Annotated in this window: 18 protein-coding genes and 1 tRNA gene; 11 read left to right on the top strand and 8 right to left on the bottom strand. The window is 68.1% G+C overall.

The window, feature by feature from the left end; all coding sequences use genetic code 11:
- The first annotated feature begins 62 nt into the window (after positions 1–62).
- Together CQ045_RS11120 and CQ045_RS11125 are read left to right on the top strand one after the other, a co-directional pair.
- Entirely contained in the window at positions 63–1,286 is a 1,224-nt protein-coding gene (locus CQ045_RS11120; protein WP_105723636.1) for a cell wall metabolism sensor histidine kinase WalK, read from the top strand.
- Positions 1,283–1,966 carry a response regulator transcription factor gene (locus tag CQ045_RS11125; RefSeq protein ID WP_105723638.1) on the top strand — a complete coding sequence of 228 codons (684 nt, stop codon included), beginning with the start codon at positions 1,283–1,285 and terminating at the stop codon, positions 1,964–1,966. Before CQ045_RS11120 ends, CQ045_RS11125 begins: the two co-directional genes overlap by 4 nt.
- A 74-nt stretch (positions 1,967–2,040) precedes the next feature.
- On the opposite strand, the gene CQ045_RS11130 is transcribed toward CQ045_RS11125, so the two are convergent.
- Positions 2,041–2,568, bottom strand: coding sequence for a DNA modification methylase (locus tag CQ045_RS11130; protein ID WP_105723640.1), 528 nt, complete (start codon positions 2,566–2,568; stop codon positions 2,041–2,043).
- Positions 2,569–2,702: 134 nt separating this feature from the next.
- Here CQ045_RS11130 and CQ045_RS11135 point away from each other — a divergent pair, with 134 nt between their 5' ends.
- The 5 genes from CQ045_RS11135 (at position 2,703) to CQ045_RS11155 (ending at position 7,622) form a co-directional block, all read left to right on the top strand.
- Positions 2,703–3,185, top strand: a complete 483-nt coding sequence (locus CQ045_RS11135; RefSeq protein WP_017201416.1) for a CarD family transcriptional regulator — start codon at positions 2,703–2,705, stop codon at positions 3,183–3,185.
- Positions 3,186–3,254: 69 nt separating this feature from the next.
- On the top strand, positions 3,255–4,448 hold the full coding sequence (ispD, locus tag CQ045_RS11140) for a 2-C-methyl-D-erythritol 4-phosphate cytidylyltransferase (RefSeq protein ID WP_105723642.1): 1,194 nt from the start codon (positions 3,255–3,257) through the stop codon (positions 4,446–4,448).
- Between the two features lie 100 nt (positions 4,449–4,548).
- Positions 4,549–5,952, top strand: a complete 1,404-nt coding sequence (cysS, locus tag CQ045_RS11145; RefSeq protein WP_105723645.1) for a cysteine--tRNA ligase — start codon at positions 4,549–4,551, stop codon at positions 5,950–5,952.
- Entirely contained in the window at positions 5,945–6,958 is a 1,014-nt protein-coding gene (gene rlmB / locus CQ045_RS11150; RefSeq protein ID WP_105723647.1) for a 23S rRNA (guanosine(2251)-2'-O)-methyltransferase RlmB, read from the top strand. Before cysS ends, rlmB begins: the two co-directional genes overlap by 8 nt.
- Before the next feature lie 22 nt (positions 6,959–6,980).
- A complete protein-coding gene (locus tag CQ045_RS11155; protein ID WP_105723649.1) occupies positions 6,981–7,622 on the top strand; it encodes an NAD(P)-dependent oxidoreductase in 642 nt (213 codons plus the stop codon).
- A 45-nt stretch (positions 7,623–7,667) separates the two neighbouring features.
- Here CQ045_RS11155 and CQ045_RS11160 read toward each other — a convergent pair whose 3' ends face one another.
- Complete coding sequence (locus tag CQ045_RS11160) at positions 7,668–8,972, bottom strand: DUF4032 domain-containing protein (RefSeq protein WP_105723651.1); 1,305 nt, start codon at positions 8,970–8,972, stop codon at positions 7,668–7,670.
- An 85-nt stretch (positions 8,973–9,057) separates the two neighbouring features.
- Positions 9,058–10,161 carry an ABC transporter ATP-binding protein gene (locus CQ045_RS11165; protein WP_105723653.1) on the bottom strand — a complete coding sequence of 368 codons (1,104 nt, stop codon included), beginning with the start codon at positions 10,159–10,161 and terminating at the stop codon, positions 9,058–9,060.
- A 230-nt stretch (positions 10,162–10,391) separates the two neighbouring features.
- On the opposite strand from CQ045_RS11165, the gene CQ045_RS11170 reads away from it, so the two are divergent.
- From CQ045_RS11170 to CQ045_RS11185, 4 genes are all read left to right on the top strand, one after another.
- Positions 10,392–11,342: a thioredoxin domain-containing protein gene (locus CQ045_RS11170; protein ID WP_105723655.1), complete on the top strand. Its 951-nt coding sequence runs from the start codon at positions 10,392–10,394 to the stop codon at positions 11,340–11,342.
- A 41-nt stretch (positions 11,343–11,383) separates the two neighbouring features.
- Positions 11,384–11,456 (top strand) — tRNA-Thr (locus CQ045_RS11175).
- A gap of 453 nt (positions 11,457–11,909) precedes the next feature.
- Complete coding sequence (ppk2, locus tag CQ045_RS11180; protein WP_374955023.1) at positions 11,910–12,803, top strand: polyphosphate kinase 2; 894 nt, start codon at positions 11,910–11,912, stop codon at positions 12,801–12,803.
- A gap of 79 nt (positions 12,804–12,882) precedes the next feature.
- Positions 12,883–13,836 carry an aldo/keto reductase gene (locus CQ045_RS11185; protein ID WP_105723776.1) on the top strand — a complete coding sequence of 318 codons (954 nt, stop codon included), beginning with the start codon at positions 12,883–12,885 and terminating at the stop codon, positions 13,834–13,836.
- Between the two features lie 29 nt (positions 13,837–13,865).
- On the opposite strand, the gene CQ045_RS11190 is transcribed toward CQ045_RS11185, so the two are convergent.
- From CQ045_RS11190 to CQ045_RS11210, 5 genes are all read right to left on the bottom strand, one after another.
- On the bottom strand, positions 13,866–14,537 hold the full coding sequence (locus CQ045_RS11190; protein ID WP_105723658.1) for a response regulator transcription factor: 672 nt from the start codon (positions 14,535–14,537) through the stop codon (positions 13,866–13,868).
- Entirely contained in the window at positions 14,534–15,808 is a 1,275-nt protein-coding gene (locus tag CQ045_RS11195; protein WP_105723660.1) for a sensor histidine kinase, read from the bottom strand. Before CQ045_RS11195 ends, CQ045_RS11190 begins: the two co-directional genes overlap by 4 nt.
- Positions 15,809–15,818: 10 nt before the next feature.
- Entirely contained in the window at positions 15,819–16,634 is an 816-nt protein-coding gene (locus CQ045_RS11200) for an ABC transporter permease (RefSeq protein ID WP_105723662.1), read from the bottom strand.
- Positions 16,631–17,542, bottom strand: coding sequence for an ABC transporter ATP-binding protein (locus CQ045_RS11205; RefSeq protein ID WP_105723664.1), 912 nt, complete (start codon positions 17,540–17,542; stop codon positions 16,631–16,633). Before CQ045_RS11205 ends, CQ045_RS11200 begins: the two co-directional genes overlap by 4 nt.
- A gap of 93 nt (positions 17,543–17,635) precedes the next feature.
- Positions 17,636–18,262, bottom strand: a complete 627-nt coding sequence (locus CQ045_RS11210; RefSeq protein ID WP_105723666.1) for an SOS response-associated peptidase family protein — start codon at positions 18,260–18,262, stop codon at positions 17,636–17,638.
- Between the last annotated feature and the right edge of the window lie 25 nt (positions 18,263–18,287).

Here is an 18,287-nt window from a genome sequence, read left to right on the forward strand (position 1 = left end):
GCCTTGCCGTCAGGGCGCGGAAACCCGCCGATGTCGCGGTGAACGCACTCTACGCTTAGGTCATGACCTTGCCGCAGCTCGCGCTGTCTTCCCTCGCCATCGGGGTGGTGATCGGCGTCGGCCTCTCCCTTCTCGTGGTGTGGGCGTACCGTGCGAGGGCGAGGGTGCAGGAGGAGACGTCGCTGGCGATCCCCACCGGCATCACCGATGTGCTGCGCAGCATGGATGACGCCGCGGCCATCGTCGACACGTCCGGTCTGGTGCTCGCCGCATCGCAGGCGGCCAGTCGCTTCGGCATCGAGGTCGGCGCGACGCTCGACAACCCGGAGCTTCGCCATCTGGTGCGCGGCGTCCGAGCATCCGGGGGCTCGGTCACGGAATCGATGCGCATCACCCGCGGCGGACTCAGCCTCGACCCGCGCCTGGTGTCGGCGCGGGCGAGCGTGATCGGGGCACGCCTGGTGCTGCTGATCATCCGTGACGTCACCGAGCAGGAGCGCCTGGACCAGATGCGCCGTGACTTCGTGGCGAACACCAGCCACGAGCTGAAGACCCCGGTGGGGGCCGTGAGTCTCCTCGCGGAAGCGATCGAATCCGCGGCCGACGATCCCGCTCAGGTCCGGATCTTCGCGGCGCGCATCTCGGCGGAAGCCGGCCGGCTCGGCCAGCTCACCGGACGCATCATGAGCCTCTCCCGGCTCCAGGCCGAGGACGGGCTGACCGAGGTCGCCCCGCTCGCGATCGACGAGGTCATCGCCTCCTCCATCGAAGCCCACGTCGTGCAGGCCGATTCGGCCGGAGTCGAACTCGCCCGCGGAGGTGACCGCGGAGTCTGGGTGCGCGGCGATGCGCAGATCCTGATCGAAGCGGTCGGCAATCTCATCGCCAACGCCATCGTGTACTCGCCTCGTGGCTCTCGCGTCGGAGTCGGCGTGCGCGCGGAGGGGGGAGTGGTCGAGATCGCGGTCTCCGATCAGGGCATCGGCATCGCCGAACCCGATCGGGAGCGAATCTTCGAGCGCTTCTACCGCGCCGATGAGGCGCGCTCGCGGCGGACCGGGGGCACCGGCCTCGGGCTGTCCATCGTCAAACACGCCACCCAGCGGCACGGCGGCGAAGTGCGGCTGTGGTCCCGCCCCGGTCGCGGCTCGACATTCACCATCCGACTTCCGCGTATCGACGCCCCCGACAACATCGATGCGGACAAGAAGAGCAAGAAGAAGCGCGCGCGCAAGGCGGCCAAGGCCGCGGCATCCGCCCGCGTCCGAAACGGAGAGAGAGCATGACCCGTATCCTTCTCGTCGAAGACGAACCCGACCTCGCCGATCCACTCGCCTACCTGTTGCGCCGCGAGGGCTACGAGGTGGAGATCGCGGAGGACGGTCCCGGTGCGCTCACGGCGTTCCGGGAGCGCGGCGCCGACATCGTGCTGCTCGACCTGATGCTTCCGGGGATGCCGGGAACCGAGGTGTGTCGCCAGATCCGGTCGACGTCGGCGGTGCCGATCATCATGCTCACCGCCAAGGACTCCGAGGTGGACATCGTCGTGGGTCTCGAACTCGGTGCCGACGACTACATCACGAAGCCGTACTCGTCGCGGGAGCTGCTGGCACGGATGCGTGCCGTACTGCGCCGAGTCGTGCAGGCGGAGAACGAACTGGACGAGCGCGTGCTCGACGGAGGGCGGGTCTCCCTCGACATCGACCGGCACACGGTCTCCGTGGCCGGCGCTCAGATCAACATGCCGCTGAAGGAGTTCGAACTGCTCGAGGTACTGATGCGCAACTCCGGGCGTGTGCTCACCCGGGGCCAGCTCATCGACCGGGTGTGGGGGAGCGACTACTTCGGCGACACCAAGACCCTCGACGTGCACATCAAGCGCATCCGCTCCCGCATCGAGGAGAACCCGAGCGAGCCCGTGATGCTCGTCACCGTGCGTGGTCTGGGCTACCGCTTCGAAGGCTGAGGCGCCGCCGGAACACGGAAGAGGCCGACACCCCACGGGGTGCCGGCCTCTTCTCTCGCTGGTTCCGCGAGTGGTCAGTCCTCCGGCGCCGGGGCGGCCGTGTCGGTCGGGGTCGGCTGCGGGGTGCGCACCGATTCCGAGGGGACCAGGTCGGAGTAGTAGGAGAGGGAGCCGTCGAGGACGGGGATCTCGCTCTTGACGCCCGTGGAGTCGCCCGACTGGAAATGCATCTCGACGGTCGCGCCCGGCTTGGTGTCGAGTCCGACGATCCGCAGGGGCTCCTCGTCGGCGCCGAGGCTCACGGTGTCGCCCGCGGGAACGGTGATGGTGAACGGCTCGATTCCCTCGAGGGAGATCGTGAGCGTCGCGCTCTCATCGGTGGGGTTCACGATCGCGGCGATCAGGTTGCCGATCGAGCCGTCTTCGGTGGCGATCACCAGGGCGTTGCGCACGTCGATCGGTCCGTCGGCGTCGGAGATGTTCACACCGTCGGATGCCGGGTATTCGATCTTCGTCGACTGGGGCGTGATGAATGTGCACCCGGTCGCGCCGAGCAGAACGAGGGCGCTGAGGGCTGCAGACGCAACAAGGCGCGATTTCACGGGTCCTCCTGAGGTCCGGCGGGATATCCGCATCCATTCTATGGGTAAGTCGTGACGGCTCCGGGCCCGGGGAGCGCGAACCTTAGCGCATATCCCCTGTGGTATCCTTGAGGTTGCCGAAAGGACACGTTTTTATGCTTTTTGAGGTTGGCGAGACCGTCGTCTATCCCCACCATGGCGCTGCGACCATCATCGAGGTCAAGGAGCGCATCATCAAGGGTGAGGCGAAGAAATACCTGAAGCTCAACGTCACGCAGGGCGATCTCATCATCGAGGTCCCCGCGGAGAATGTCGACCTGGTCGGCGTTCGCGACGTCATCGGCAAGGAAGGCCTCGATCACGTCTTCGAGGTGCTGCGAGCACCCTTCACAGAAGAGCCCACGAACTGGTCGCGTCGATACAAGGCGAACCTTGAGAAACTCGCCTCCGGCGATGTGATCAAGGTGAGCGAGGTCGTCCGCGACCTGTGGCGCCGCGATCAGGACCGCGGACTCTCCGCGGGCGAGAAGCGGATGCTGGCGAAGGCTCGTCAGATCCTGATCTCCGAGCTCGCGCTCGCAGAGAAGACCGATGAGGACAAGGCGGGCGCACTGCTCGACGAGGTCCTCGCTTCCTGAGCTCTTTCACGACGGAAGGCGGATGCTTCGGCATCCGCCTTTCGTCGTCTTCGCCGGTAACGTGATGCTGTGACCATCATCCCCGTCCCGCGCACCGCGATCATCGTCGTGGCCGCCGGCTCCGGCACCCGCCTGGCCGCCGGCGCCCCGAAGGCGTTCGTCGGCATCGACGCCCGCTCCATCCTCCGTCACGCGCTCGAGGGCGTCTTCGCGGCTGCGCCCGCCCAGGTGGTCGTCGTCGCACCCGCCGGTCTCGAGGGCGACGCCGAGACCGAGATGCGCGCGGCCGCCGGGGATCGAGGCGATCTGGGCCGTGTCGTGACCGGTGGTGCCACTCGCCAGCAATCGGTGTCGGCGGGGCTCGCGGCGCTGTGGGGCGACGTCGACACGGTCCTCGTGCACGATGCCGCCCGAGCGCTCACCCCTCCCTCGCAGATCGACGCCGTCATGGCCGCGGTCACCGCAGAAGTCGGCGTCATCCCCGTGCTTCCGGTGGTCGACACGCTCAAGAAGGTCGCAGACGGGGCTGTGGTCTCCGCGGTCGACCGCTCCGAGCTCGCCGCGGCGCAGACACCGCAGGGGTTTCCGCGGGGTCTCCTCGAGGCGGCCTACGCCGCCGCGCTCGCGGGCGGGACGGAGTACACCGACGACGCGGCGCTGTTCGCCGCCGCCGGCCACCCGGTGCGGCACATCGACGGCTCGGAGCGTGCTTTCAAGATCACGACTCCGGCCGATCTCGAGCGCGCTCGGCATCTGCTGGCTCCCTCTGCCGCTCCCGGCATCCTGCGCGTGGGCATCGGAACCGATGTCCACGCCTTCGGCGGCGAGGGGAATCTCTGGCTCGCCGGTCTCGAGTGGCCGGGGGAGCAGCCGCTGTCCGGGCATTCGGACGGCGACGCCGTCGCTCACGCGATCGTCGATGCGCTTCTGGGTGCGGCGGGACTCGGCGACATCGGCGAGCACTTCGGCACCTCGCATCCCGAATACGCCGGGGCGCACGCCGAGGTCTTCCTCGCACGCACGCGCGAGCTGCTGACAGCAGCCGGATTCCGGATCGGGAACGTCTCCGTGCAGATGCAGGCGAACAGGCCGCGTTTCAGTTCCCGGCGGATCGAGGCCGAGCGCACGCTGTCGGCGGTGCTGGGTGCGCCGGTGTCGGTGACGGCGACGACGACCGACAGGCTCGGGTTCCCAGGGCGGGGCGAAGGCATCTCGGTGACCGCCGTCGCCTCGGTCGTCACGCAGGACCCGCAGAACCGCTGACGGTCGGCGGAATCCGCCCGATCCGCCCACGAAGCGTCATGAGGCGGCGGAATCATCGGCCGAGGGCTGGCGCTCAGCAGTCGCCGAGTAGGCTTGAGCGGTGACACTCCGCCTCTACGACACCCGCGCACAACTGCTGCGCGACTTCGTGCCTCTCGATCCCGAGAACATCACGATGTACGTGTGCGGACCCACGGTGCAGTCCGGACCCCACATCGGCCATGTCCGGGCGGCTCTGAGCTTCGACCTGCTGCGCCGCTGGCTCGAGCACAGCCACGGCCGCGTCACCTTCGTGCGCAACGTCACCGACATCGACGACAAGGTGCTCGCCAACGCGTCGGACACCGAGCCGTGGTGGGCGCTCGCCTACCGGATGGAGCAGGAGTTCACCGCGGCATATGCCGGGGTCGGCATCCTTCCGCCGACGTACGAGCCTCGCGCCACGGCATCCGTCCCGCAGATGCAGGAGCTCATCACTCTGCTGATCCAGCGGGGGCACGCGTACTCTGCGCCGGATGGTTCCGGCGACGTCTACTTCGACGTGCGATCGTGGCCGGACTACGGATCGCTCACGCATCAGTCGCTCGACGCCATGGAGGCGGCGGAGGATGCCGACCCGCGCGGCAAGCGCAACCCGCAGGACTTCGCCCTCTGGAAGGGCGCCAAGCCCGAGGAGCCGGCGGATGCGACCTGGCCGTCGCCCTGGGGACCCGGGCGACCCGGATGGCACATCGAGTGCTCCGCGATGTCGAAGCGCTACCTCGGCGCCGAGTTCGACATCCACGGCGGCGGGCTGGACCTGCGGTTCCCGCACCACGAGAACGAGCTCGCGCAGTCGACGGCGGCCGGCGACGGCTTCGCCCGCTACTGGGTCCACAACGGGCTCGTGACCGTCGGCGGTCAGAAGATGTCGAAGTCGCTCGGCAACTTCACCCTCGCGGTCGACGTGCTGGCTGCGCACGACCCGCTGGTCGTCCGCTACGCGCTCGCATCAGCGCACTACCGCTCGAGCCTCGACCTCACCGAGTCGTCGTGGGCGGAAGCGGATGCTGCGCTGGGGCGCATCGGCACATTCATCGCCCGGGCCCGCCGCAGCCTCGCCGGGGCGCCGGACGAAGCGAGGATCGGCGAGATCCCCGAGGCGTTCGCCGTCGCGATGGATGACGATCTCGGCGTTCCCCAGGCCCTTGCCGTGCTGCACGAGACGGTGCGACGCGGCAATACGGCAATCGACGCCGGAGTGGATGCGGAGGCCTGGGACGCGTTCGTCCAGGTGGATGCGATGGTCCGTCTCCTCGGCTTCGAAGAACTCATGTCCAGCGGGGGAGATCTCGCTGAGCACCGGACTCTGGACTCTCTCGTCCAGACGATGATCACCCAGCGCGCCCAGGCACGCGCTGACAAGGACTGGGCAGCGGCGGATCGCATCCGTGATGCGATCGCCGCTGCAGGAATCACGCTGGAGGACACTCCGGCCGGAACTCATTGGAGTATCGATGGCTAAGCCAGGGCGCCCCGGCGCGAGCAAGGGAAACAAGAAGGGCCCGACCAAGGGCACCGGCGGACTCGGGCGCAAGGCGCTCGAGGGGCGGGGACCGACGCCGAAAGCGGAGGATCGCGCCTGGCACCCGGCGGGCAAGCGCAAGGCCGCGGCCGAGCGCTATGCCGCCGCGACGGGCGGCAAGGGCCGCCCCGGCGGGAGCCGTCCGGGATCCGGTGGCGGTTCGAACCGTGCCCCGAAGGCCAAGGCAGGAGACGACACCGAGAACGTGACGGGTCGCAACTCCGTCCTCGAGGCCCTGCGGGCGAAGATCCCGGCGACCGCGTTCTACATCGCCCAGCGCGTCGAGATGGACGATCGTGTGAAGGAGATGCTGGCGATCGCCACGAATCGCGGGATCCCGGTGATGGAGGTCACGCGTCCGGAGCTCGACCGCATGGCCGGCTTCGACGGTGTGCACCAGGGCGTCGCGATCAAGGTGCCCCCTTACGAGTACGCGCACCCGCAGGATCTGCTCGAGCAGGTCATCGACCGGGGCGATGTACCGCTGTTCGTCGCGCTCGACGGCATCACCGACCCGCGCAACCTGGGCGCGATCATCCGCTCCACCGCAGCGTTCGGCGGCCACGGCATCATCCTTCCGCAGCGTCGCTCGGCGGGTGTCAACTCCGCGGCCTGGAAGACGAGTGCCGGAGCCGTCGCCCGGACCCCTGTGGCCCTGGCGACCAACCTCACGACGCAGCTCAAGGAGTTCAAGAAGCAGGGCGTGTTCGTGCTCGGCCTCGACGGCGACGGCGATGTGTCGCTCCCGGAGCTGCAGCTGGCTGATCGACCTGTCGTGATCGTGGTCGGCTCGGAGGGCAAGGGCCTGTCCCGACTCGTCTCCGAGACCTGCGATCAGATCGTCTCGATCCCGATCTCTGCGGCCACCGAATCGCTGAACGCCGGCATCGCGACGTCGGTCGCGCTCTACCAGGTCGCGTCGCTCCGCGCCGCGAAGAAGAACTAGACCGTCCGAGGGAAGGCAGACCATGGCTCGCATCATCGTGCTCGGAGGGACCGGGTACGCCGGTCTCCACATCGTCATGGAGGCGGTGAGCCGAGGCCATGCGGTGATCGCGATCTCGCGTTCCGAGCCGACCGAACCCGTGGCGGGCGCCGCGTACGTGCAGGGCTCCGCTCTCGATCTGGCGCCTCTCGCGGATGCCTTCGTCGGTGCGGATGCCGTGGTCTCGGCTCTCTCCCCGCGCGGTGACATGGAAGACCGCGCGCTCGAGGCGCTGTCGAACATCGTCGAGCAGATCGCCGGCACGGACACCCGCCTCGGCGTGGTCGGGGGTGCCGGCGGGAGCCTGATCGCCCCCGGCGGCCCGCGGCTGTTCGACCAGGGGTTCCCCGAGGAGTACAAGCACGAGGCTCAGGTCGGCATCGACTCCCTCGCCCTCCTGGAGGAGACGGATGCGGGACTCGATTGGTTCTTCATCCACCCGGCCGAGGTCTTCGGCCCCTGGGCCGAGGGCGAGCGCACCGGGCACTACCGCGACGGCGGCGACGTGATCGTGCGCGATGCCGACGGCAAGTCGTACATCTCGGGTGCCGACTTCGCGGTCGCCGTCGTCGACGAGATCGAGCAGGGCAACCACCACCGCGAGCGGTTCACCGTCGGCTACTGACGGTCCTCGAACGCCGCCGGCTGCGCTGCTTCTCGCCGAGCCGGGTCAGACCAGGTCTCGCCAGTCGACGTCCTCGTCCTCATCGGTGACCGGCGTCACGCCTGTGATCACCGGCAGACTCATCGTCTCGGTGGGCGGGCCCATGATGGTGGCCTCGTCGCGCCGGTGGCGCAGGACCTCGTTGATGTAGCTGGTCAGCACCTCGGCGAGCGGGATCGAGCGTCCTTCCGCCTGCGAGAGGTACCAGCGGTGCTCCAGCACCTGGTGGAAGACCTCGGCCGGCTCGAGCTTGGCGCGCAGCTCATACGGGATGGCGCGAACGACGGGCTCGAACACGCGGGTGAGCCACTCGTGCGCGTACATCTCCTCGTCCGCCCACTGCTTGGTCGACCGGGCACGGAACTCGTCGAGGTCGTTGAGCAGACGACGGGCCTGGTTCTCTTCGACATCCAGTCCGGTGAGACGGATGAGGCGCCGCTGATGGTGCCCGGCGTCCACGACTTTCGGTTGGATCTCGACGACGGTGCCGTCGGCCGTCGTCGACATGGACATCTCGTCGATGTCGAAACCCAGCGCGTTCAGACGCTCGACACGCTCCGTGATCCGCCACGTCTCGGCAGCGGAGAAGGATTCCTGCGCGGTGAGCTCCGCCCACAGCGACCGGTACGACGACACGATGCCGTCGGCGATCGCGACGGCATCCACGCCGTGCTCGAGGCGTCCGCCTGCCGCGAGGTCCATGATCTCGCCGGCGATGTTCGTGCGGGCGAGGTCCAGGTCGTAGGCGCGCTGCCCGTCGGTCAGGCCCTCCTCGTGGAGCTCTCCGGTCTCGGCATCGACCAGATAGGCGGCGAAGGCACCGGCATCGCGCCGGAACAGGGTGTTCGACAGCGACACGTCGCCCCAGTAGAAGCCCACGTTGTGTAGACGCACCAGCAGCAGCGCGAGTGCGTCGACGAGACGGTTTGCGGTGTCCGGACGCAGGACGCGGGTGAACAGGGCGCGGTAGGGCATCGAGAAGCGGAGATGCGAGGTGACCAGGGCCGCCGGAAGGGGGCTGCCGTCGGCATCCGTCCGTCCGGCGATGACGGCCACCCGGTCGACGCAGGGCACATCGAGGCGGGCGAGGTTGCCGAGCATGTCGTACTCGCGTTGCGCCATCTCCGCCGTGGTCTCCTTGACGGCGATCACTCGGCCGGAGAGATCGGCGAAGCGCACCAGGTGGCGGGAGAGGCCTTTGGGCAGCGAGACGATGTGCTCGGAAGGCCACTTCGCGAGTGTGGTGGACCAGGGGAGGGAGAGGAGGCCGGGGTCGATCTTGCTCGCGGTGATCCGCAGCGAATCCTGCATGGCGCTCCCGGGGTGAGATGAGGAAGGAAAAACCAGACGCGGCGCAGGCGACCGAAGTCAGCCTGCGCCGCGTCTGTGGATCCGATCAGGCGGAGACGACCGGCTTGTCGTTCAGGCGCTCGCCGGACTCGATGTCGAAGGCGTGCACGTGCCCCGGGTTCGCAGCGAGCGTGACCGTCTCGCCGGCGTTCGGGTGGTTGCGGCCGTCGACGCGGGCGACGATGTCGCTGCGCTTGCCGTCGACCTCGGTGTGACCGTAGAGGTAGCCGTCTGCGCCGAGCTCCTCGACCAGGTCGACGACGACCGCGAGGCCCTTGCCGTCGGCCGGTCCGACCGTGATGTCCTCGGGACGCACACCGACCGTGACCTGGCTGCCGTTCGCGCGACCGACCGTGTCGCGGTCGAGCGGGACGACCTCGGTGCCGAACTGCACGCCACCGTCGGTGAGGTCAGCGGCGAACAGGTTCATCGCGGGCGAGCCGATGAAGCCGGCCACGAAGACGTTGTTCGGCTTCTCGTACAGGTCGCGCGGGGAGCCGACCTGCTGGAGCAGACCGTCCTTGAGGACGGCGATGCGGTCGCCCATGGTCAGAGCTTCGGTCTGGTCGTGCGTGACGTAGACGGTGGTGACGCCGAGACGACGCTGCAGCGAAGCGATCTGCGTACGCGTCTGAACGCGGAGCTTGGCGTCGAGGTTCGACAGCGGCTCGTCCATGAGGAACACCTGCGGCTGGCGGACGATCGCGCGGCCCATCGCGACACGCTGACGCTGGCCACCCGAGAGCGCCTTCGGCTTGCGGGTCAGGTAGGGCTCGAGGTCGAGGAGCTTGGCTGCCTCGAGAACGCGAGCGGCACGCTCTTCCTTGTTGACGCCGGCGATCTTGAGCGCGAAGCCCATGTTCTCGGCGACCGTCATGTGCGGGTAGAGAGCGTAGTTCTGGAAGACCATCGCGATGTCGCGATCCTTCGGCGGGACGTCGGTGACGTCGCGGTCGCCGATGAGGATGCGGCCGGCGTTGACCTCTTCGAGGCCGGCCAGCATGCGGAGGGAGGTGGACTTACCGCAACCGGAGGGGCCGACGAGGACGAGGAACTCGCCGTCTCCGACCTCGAGGTTCAGCTTGTCGACGGCCGGACGGGTTCCGCCGGGGTAGAGACGGGTGGCGTCGTCGAAAGTCACAGAGGCCATTGTTGTTTCTCCTTCACCGGCAGGTACGTGCCGGACGATCCGTAGTGATGAAGCGGTGGAATGAACCACCGTGACCCATCATTGGGTCGGGATCAGTATGACATGAACGGCTGTACCTGGGTATTTCTCAGCCTCACTGGCTAGCATCGAACTCGGCCGCGCGCTGCGGCGATCGTCGCCGAGCGGCGGTCGGGGCCAACCCGGACCCCCAGAGACTCACAAGAGGAACGATGTCGAGCGACGAAACGCCGAACGTCCCCACGCCTCGCAATTCTCGCGAGGCCGTGCGGGAGAAGGCTCAGCAAGTGCACGCCCAGCAGTCGAGGGCGCGTCTCATGCGACGGATCATCATCGGCGCGGTCGCGATCGTCGCCGTCGGAGCGATCGGCACCGCGGTGACTCTCGCGGTGTCGGCTCAGGTGTCCAAGCCGCGGCTCACCCCGAGCGGGATGGAATCGGACGGCGTCGTCGTCACCGACATCGGCGCGGTCGCGACATCCGATCAGATGCCGGCGAATCCGACACCCGATCCGACTGAGGCCGGAGAGACCGCGACACCCACGCCGAAGGCCACCTCGTCCGAGAAGGTGGACATCCACGTCTACGTCGATTACCTCTCGCCGGATGCCGGGAAGTTCGAGCGTGCCAACGCCCGGCAGTTCGCAGGCTGGATCAACGAGGGTGCGGTCACCGTCAGCTATCACCCGGTCGCGCTTCTCACCGCCAGCTCCAACGGCACCAAGTACTCGCTGCGCTCCGCTGCGGCCGCCGCCTGCGTGGCGACCCACTCGCCCGCGCAGTTCTACGCGTTCAACCACGACCTGCTCGACGACCAGCCCCAGGTCGGCAGCGACGGGCTCTCCGACGAGGAGCTGGCGAACCTCGCCGGCGCCGTCGGCGTCGACAACGGCAAGGCCGTGCGGTCGTGCATCGAGAACGGCGACTTCGTCAGCTGGGCGAAGGAAGCGACGACCCGCGCTCTCGACGGCCCGCTCGCCGGTTCCAACGATCTCGTGCTGACCGCTGCGCCCATGATCGTCGCGAACGGCGAGGCCTACGTGGGTGCTCTCGACGACCCCGCCGAGTTCTCGCAGTTCGTGCTCAGCGTGGCGAGCGACGCGTCTCGCGAGACCCCGACCCCCACCCCGACGCCGACGGGGACCGCCACGCCCACCCCGTAGTTCGAAGCGGGGTCGATGCCATCGCTAAGCTGGTGGCATCCGCCGACTTGGCGCAATTGGTAGCGCACCGTACTTGTAATACGGGGGTTACGGGTTCGAGTCCCGTAGTCGGCTCTCATATCCCTTGCGAGAGTGAGGGTTCGCGGACACGGAAGCGAAGTTCACCTCGCTAATCCAGTGGACACCCAGCGGAAAACTCGGTCGCTTGCCCGGGGCTATGTCCGCGATCACGACGGAAGTAGCCGAGATTGCCCTGACGCCTGAGCCCCGCTGGTCTTCCAGGTCGTGTTGCTGAGGTTGAACCTGTCGAGGATAGCGAGAGCGGACTTCGCCTGTACGAGCTTGCCTCCACCGGTGGCCAGAAAGAGCAGAACCAAAGCGAGGGCTTACTTCCCTTCGGCTTCGCGGGAGACGGGTGCCCATCGGCCCACTCGGCGAGGCGCTGCCCGGTTCTGCTCATTGGCGTGTTCCGCCGATTAGTGATATGTTACCGGTTACACACTCTTCTCGGTGAGTCGAATGCGAACACGCCGGGTCGATGACTGCGCAGGTGGTCGGCTCCCCGCCCTGGCCACCTGCGCTCGCTTGCTGGGCCGCGGGGCAATCCCATGCACTTTTGGGGAGGGGCAGATCATGAGCAGCACACCCGACACGGCGGTGGCGACACCGGAATGGCAGCATGACTACCCGTACACGAAGAAGCTCTCGCGGGTGGCTTACGAACGCGAGAAGCGGCTGCTGCAGATCGAGCTCCTCAAGCTCCAGGCCCATATCAAGCGGTCGTCCGAGCGGGTGCTCATCCTGTTCGAGGGGCGCGATGCCGCGGGCAAGGGCGGTGCGATCAAGCGCTTCATGGAGCACCTGAACCCTCGCGGAGCACGGGTCGTCGCACTGGACAAGCCGACGGACGCCGAGCGGACGCAGTGGTACTTCCAGCGGTACGTCGCGCACCTCCCGTCCGGCGGTGAGATCGTGCTGATGGACCGTTCCTGGTACAACCGCGCGGGCGTCGAGCGAGTCATGGGCTACTGCTCGTCCGCGGAGTACGACGAGTTCATGCAGACGGCTCCGGAGTTCGAACGGATGCTCGTCGGCTCAGGCATCCGCCTCATCAAGCTGTGGTTCTCGGTCGGCGAAGCGGAGCAGCGGCGACGGTTCACGCGCCGCAGCGAAGACCCCGTCAAGCAATGGAAGCTCAGTCCGACGGATCTCGCCAGCGTCGATCGGTGGGATGACTACACGACGGCGAAGGAGGCGATGTTCTTCCACACGGACACGCCGGCCAACCCGTGGATCGTCATCAAGTCGAACGACAAGAAGCGCGCGCGCCTCGAGGCGATGCGGTGCGTCCTGGCGCGGTTCGACTACGCGGGCAAGGATCCGTTGATCGCGCATGCTCCGGATGCACGGCTCGTCGGTCGCCCCTCGCAGATCTACGACGAGGGTGAGACCCCGAGCTAGGAAGGCCGCCGCGCCGCCGAGAAGCGCAACGTGGCGTCACGAGGGAATGAGCGGGGTGCCCCGCGCGGTTGTCTCGAACATGACACGTATCGGCACCAGTGATCTCGACGTCCTTCCACTCTCGCTCGGCGGCAATGTGTTCGGCTGGACAGCCGACCGCGAAGCCTCCTTCGCGGTACTCGATGCATTCGTGGACGGCGGGGGCGACTTCATCGACACCGCTGACTCGTACAGCTCCTGGGTGCCCGGCAACGAGGGCGGCGAGAGTGAGACGATCATCGGCGAGTGGCTGGCGTCCCGCAAGCCGGCCGGCGTCGTCGTGGCGACCAAGGTCAGTCAGCACCCGCAGTTCAGCGGTCTCGCGGCATCGAACGTGCGGAAGGCCGCGGAGGCATCTCTGAAGCGTCTGGGCGTCGACGAGATCGACCTCTACTACGCGCATTTCGACGACGAGACCGTCCCGCTCGAGGAGACGGTCGCCGCATTCGGGCGGCTCGTCGAAGACGGTCTGGTGCGTCACATCGCGGTCTCGAACTACTCCGCCGACCGCATCCGGGAATGGATCGATATCGCGCGACGTACGGGCGCGGCACTTCCGGTGGCGGTTCAGCCGCATTACAACCTCGTGCACCGAAACGAGGTCGAAGAGACGATCATCCCGGTAGCCGAGGAGTTCGGGCTCGGTCTCGTGCCTTACTACTCCCTGGCGAGCGGCTTCCTGACGGGCAAGTACCGGTCGACGGATGCCGCCGGTCAGAGTTCCCCGCGGGCGCAGGGCGCCGCGAAGTACGCGACCGAAGCCGGGCTGCGGATCATCGATGCGCTCGAGGAGATCGGAACGGCCCACGGCGCATCGATCGCCGCGACGTCGTTGGCGTGGTTGCGCGCGCAGCCGACAGTGGTCGCGCCGATCGCGAGCGCACGGACGCCGGAGCAGGTGCCCGACCTCCTCGCCGGCGCGCGCCTCGAACTCTCCGCCGACGAGGTTCGGCTGCTCGATCGTGTTTCCGACTGGACTCCTGCCCGCCCCTGAACGGGCTGACGACAGAACCGAGCCCCGGGCTAGTACCCGCCGAGTCCGAGTCTGTGCGCCAGGATGACCGCGTGGATGCGGTCGCGGGCGCCGAGCTTCGCCAGCACCCGGCCGACGTGGGTCTTTACCGTGGACTCGCCCACGTAGAGCGTCCGGGCGATCTCTGCGTTCGTGAGACCGCGACCGATCGCGAGGAACACATCGCGCTCCCGCTCGGTGAGTGACTCGAGAGCGGCGCTCTCGGAGGCCGCCGGCGCCGGAGGAGCACCGAGCTGCGGGCTCACGTGCTCCAGCAGCATCCTCGTGATCCGGGGGGAGAGCGCCGCATCCCCACGGTGGACGGCGCGCACCGCAGAGATCATCTCGTGGCGCTGCGCGTCCTTCAGGAGGAACCCGCTCGCGCCCGCGCGGATCGCGCCGAAAGCATACTCGTCGAGATCGAAGGTGGTCAGCACGAGCACCCTGGTCTGCGGATGCTCCCGCACGATCGCTTCGGTGGCGGCGATGCCGTCCAGCTCGGGCATCCGGATGTCCATGAGCACCAGGTCGGGCTCGAGAGCCGCGCTCAAGGAGACGGCGTCTCTCCCGTCGCCGGCTTCGCCGACGACGACGATGTCGTCCTCCGCCTCGAGGACCATCCGGAAGCCCACGCGGATGAGCTCCTGATCGTCCACCAGGAGCACTCTGATCGTCTGACTCATCCGTCGTCCTCCGTCGCTTCGGTCTGCGCCGCCGGGGCGGTCCCCGTCGTGGGCAGCACCGCCTGCAGAACCCATCGTCCCCCGTCCGCGGGTGCGGACCGCACGCTGCCGTGCACATGAGCGGCCCGCTCGGATAGGCCGCGAACTCCGAAACCATCGGCTCCGGCCTCGCCGGAGACTCCGTCGTTCACGATCTCGATCGTCACCGTGTCCGGCGTGTAGTCCAGGCGCACCATGATGGCCTCCGCGGTCGGAGCATGACGCATGGCATTGGTCACTCCCTCTTGGACGATCCGGCCGATCGCGTGCGCGACCGCCGGCGAGACTTCGGCGTGCCCGGTGACGGTGAGCGTCGCCGGATAACCCGCACGCTGGGCCGCCTCGACGGTGTCGCGCGGCGGGGCCGGCTGCATCGGAGCCAACGGCAGCGGGGATTCGTCATCTCGGAGCACGCCGAGCATCGACCGCATCTCCGTGAGGGCGGAACGCGCGGTGTCGGCGGCCGAGGTCGCGGCTTTGCGGGCCTGTTCGCGGTCCGGCGTGGCCGCAGCTCCCTCCGACAGGGCGACGATCACGGTCAGGGAGTGCGAGACGATGTCGTGCATCTCCCGAGCGATGCGAGCGCGCTCCGACGCGGCGGCGAGCTGCGCCTGTTGATCGCGCTCGGTCAGGAGCTGACGCGAGCGATCGATGACGGCCGAGAGGTAGCGTTTGCGCCCGCCGACGTTGACCCCGACGAGCGTGCCGATCAGGCCGAGAGCGACGTAGTTCAGCGCGGTGTCGAGCCCGACCTGCCGCATGGCCGCGCCGGTCAGCATGAGCAGCCCGGTGAGGCACAGGAACCACGCGGCGCCGATTCCGTAGCAGATCCAGGCTGTGCGCGATGAACGGTAGACCGCGAGGCCGTAGCAGGCGACGAGCAGGAGGACGATGCCGCCGGACAGCCCGGTGAACAGGCCGACGGTGCCCAGGATGACCGCGGCTGCGAAGGGGCCGAGTGGTGCGCTCCGCCGCCACAGAAGGGTGCTGCATCCGATCACGACCATGACCAGGCTGGCGATGTTGATCGCGATGTAGGTGGGTTCAGGAAACGATGGATCGCCCATCGGCGCGGCCGGAGTGAGAGACAGGAAGAGGCAGAGCACCGCGAGCAGGACATCGGCGAGCAGGGGATGCCGAACCCAGAACCGTCGGAACAGTCCCGGGGCACGCGGAAGCCGCAGCTCCTCGTCCTCGCGGATCGAGTCGCTGCGGCCTCGCGTTCTGCTCACGGAGCAGACTCTACGCGTCGCGGGTGCGCAGGACGCCCCAGGCAACGAGCGTTCCGCCGACGACCCAGCAGGCCAGCGTCACGAAGGCCGTCGGCGCATCGAGCGCCGCACCTTCGCTCGGCAGGATCGCGCTCTGCGCGGCCGAGACCGGGAGGTAGTTCGCCGCATCGACGATCCAGGCCCAGGTGTCGCCGGCGAACGTGAAGAAGCTCGCGACGATCGGCAGCACGAACAGGACGCCGACGGTCGCCGCGATGGCTCCGGCGCCGGAGCGCAGGATGAATCCGAATGCCACCCCGATCAGGGCGAAGACGGCCATCGCGAGCGAGGCTACGACGATCGGCAGGATCGAGGCCGACGGGTCCGACCAGTCGATGCTCTGGTCGCGTGAAGCCACGATCACTGAGACCGCGACCGCAGCGAGAGCGAATGTCACCAGCGACGACAGGAACAGGAAGACTGCCAGCACGATCGACTTCGCCGCCAGCACGGAACCGCGGACCGGGTTCGCCGTCAGCGTCGAGCGGATCATCCCGGTCGAGTACTCTCCGGTGACCGAGATCGCGCCGATGATGCCGGCGAGCAGCATCGTGAACTGGATCGGCATGACGACGGCCTGGATGGGCTCGAAACCCGGCATGTCGACCGCCTGAGCGATGAGGACGGCGATCCCGATCGTCAATGCTGCGGCGATTCCGATCGACCACCACGTCGAACGCAGGGTGGCGAGTTTGATCCATTCGCCGCGCAGCGCGCGCACGAACGTCAGGCGTCGACCCGTGTCGACGCGTGCCCGCGTGGGAGCGGGGGCCTGTGTCGTGGTCATGAGAGCTCCTTGGTGCGGTACTCGACGGAATCGCCCGTGAGAGCGAGATACGCGTCTTCGAGCGAACCGGTGGTCGGGGTGAGTTCGTGCAGCGGGATTCCGCGATCGGCGGCGAGGTCGCCGATGCGCGCGGCCGGCAGCCCGACGATGTCGAGCAGGTCGGGGGCCGAACTCACGATCTCCACATCCGGTCCGCCGACGGCGGCAGCGAGATCGGCCGGTCGCGGTGTGCGCACCCGTACGGTGTTGCGGGTCCAGGAGCGCACCAGCTCGGACAGCGGAGCATCCGCGAGCACGCGGCCGCGGCCCATCACGATGACGTGGTCGGCGGTCTGTGCCATCTCGCTCATCAAGTGGCTCGAGAGGAGCACGGTGCGCCCCTCGGAGGCGGCGTGCCGCACGAACTGACGCACCCAGCGCACGCCCTCGGGGTCGAGGCCGTTGACCGGCTCGTCGAGGATCAGCGTGTGCGGGTCGCCGAGCAGCGCCGAGGCGATGCCGAGGCGCTGGCCCATGCCGAGCGAGAACTTCCCGGCGCGCTTGCGAGCGACCGAGCTGATGCCCGCGAGATCGATGACCTCGTCGACCCGGGATGCCGGGATGCCGTGGGTGGCGGCCATCGCCCGAAGGTGATTCCGTGCGGTGCGGCCGGTGTGGACCGCCTTCGCGTCGAGTAGCACACCGACCTCGGTGAGCGGTGCCCGGAGCTTGCGGTATTCGCGTCCGGCGACGGCAGCTCGTCCGGCGGTCGGTCGGTCGAGGCCGACGATCATCCGCATCGTCGTCGACTTGCCGGCGCCGTTCGGGCCGAGGAAGCCGGTGACACTGCCCGGCTTGACCGTGAACGACACGTCGTCGACGGCCGTCTTGTCTCCGAACCTCTTCGTGAGGCCTTCTGCTGTGATCATGTGCTCAACGTTACGGATGGTCTCGCAGCCGCGCGTCCTCCTCAGGTACACATCTGGAGGCGTGAGGTCATCCTCGCGGCTGACTTCTGCACGTCAGGCGCGAGGGCGGGCCTGTACCCGTTCTGCCATCTCCTCGGACGCGAGGATCGCCTCGTCGATGATCTCCCTCGACGGAGGTGCGGTCAGCCAGTCGTGGCTCAAGGTGGCTGGGACGAGCAGCGGCATCCGATCGTGCAGGCCGGCGAGGTGCGGGGGAGCGGGGCGCATCACGATCGAGTAGCACGTGAACCACGCGCCGTCGGCGGTGCGGCCGCGCTGAGTCACGGCGGCCATGCCGAACAGGGTGCCGTCATCGATGATGAACTCATTCCACTGCCGCGACGGCTTCTGCATCTCGTACCAGCTCGTCGCCGGGACGATCGCGCGTGACTTCGCGCCGCCCGGGCGCTCCTGCAGGCGCTCGGAGCGGGTGTTGATCGACGGGAACTTCGCCGGCTCACCGTTCACCAGGAACCCCCACCAGGCGGGCTCCAGGGTCGGAGCGGCGTCGGGCTGCACGATCAGGGGGTTGAGGTTGCGCAGGTTCTTCCCCGTGGGACGGACCGTCTCGCCGGCGTTCTCCTGCGCCCACGCGCGCAGGCCTTCGAGCACCGCATCGTCGGCGGCGGCGAGGAGTTCCGCATCGGTGAAGCGGGGATCGAGACCATAACTCGCGCACATGCCGCCAGCGTAGTCCCGGCCGCTG

This window comes from Microbacterium sp. MYb66, from assembly GCF_002979435.1.
GTDB lineage: Bacteria > Actinomycetota > Actinomycetes > Actinomycetales > Microbacteriaceae > Microbacterium.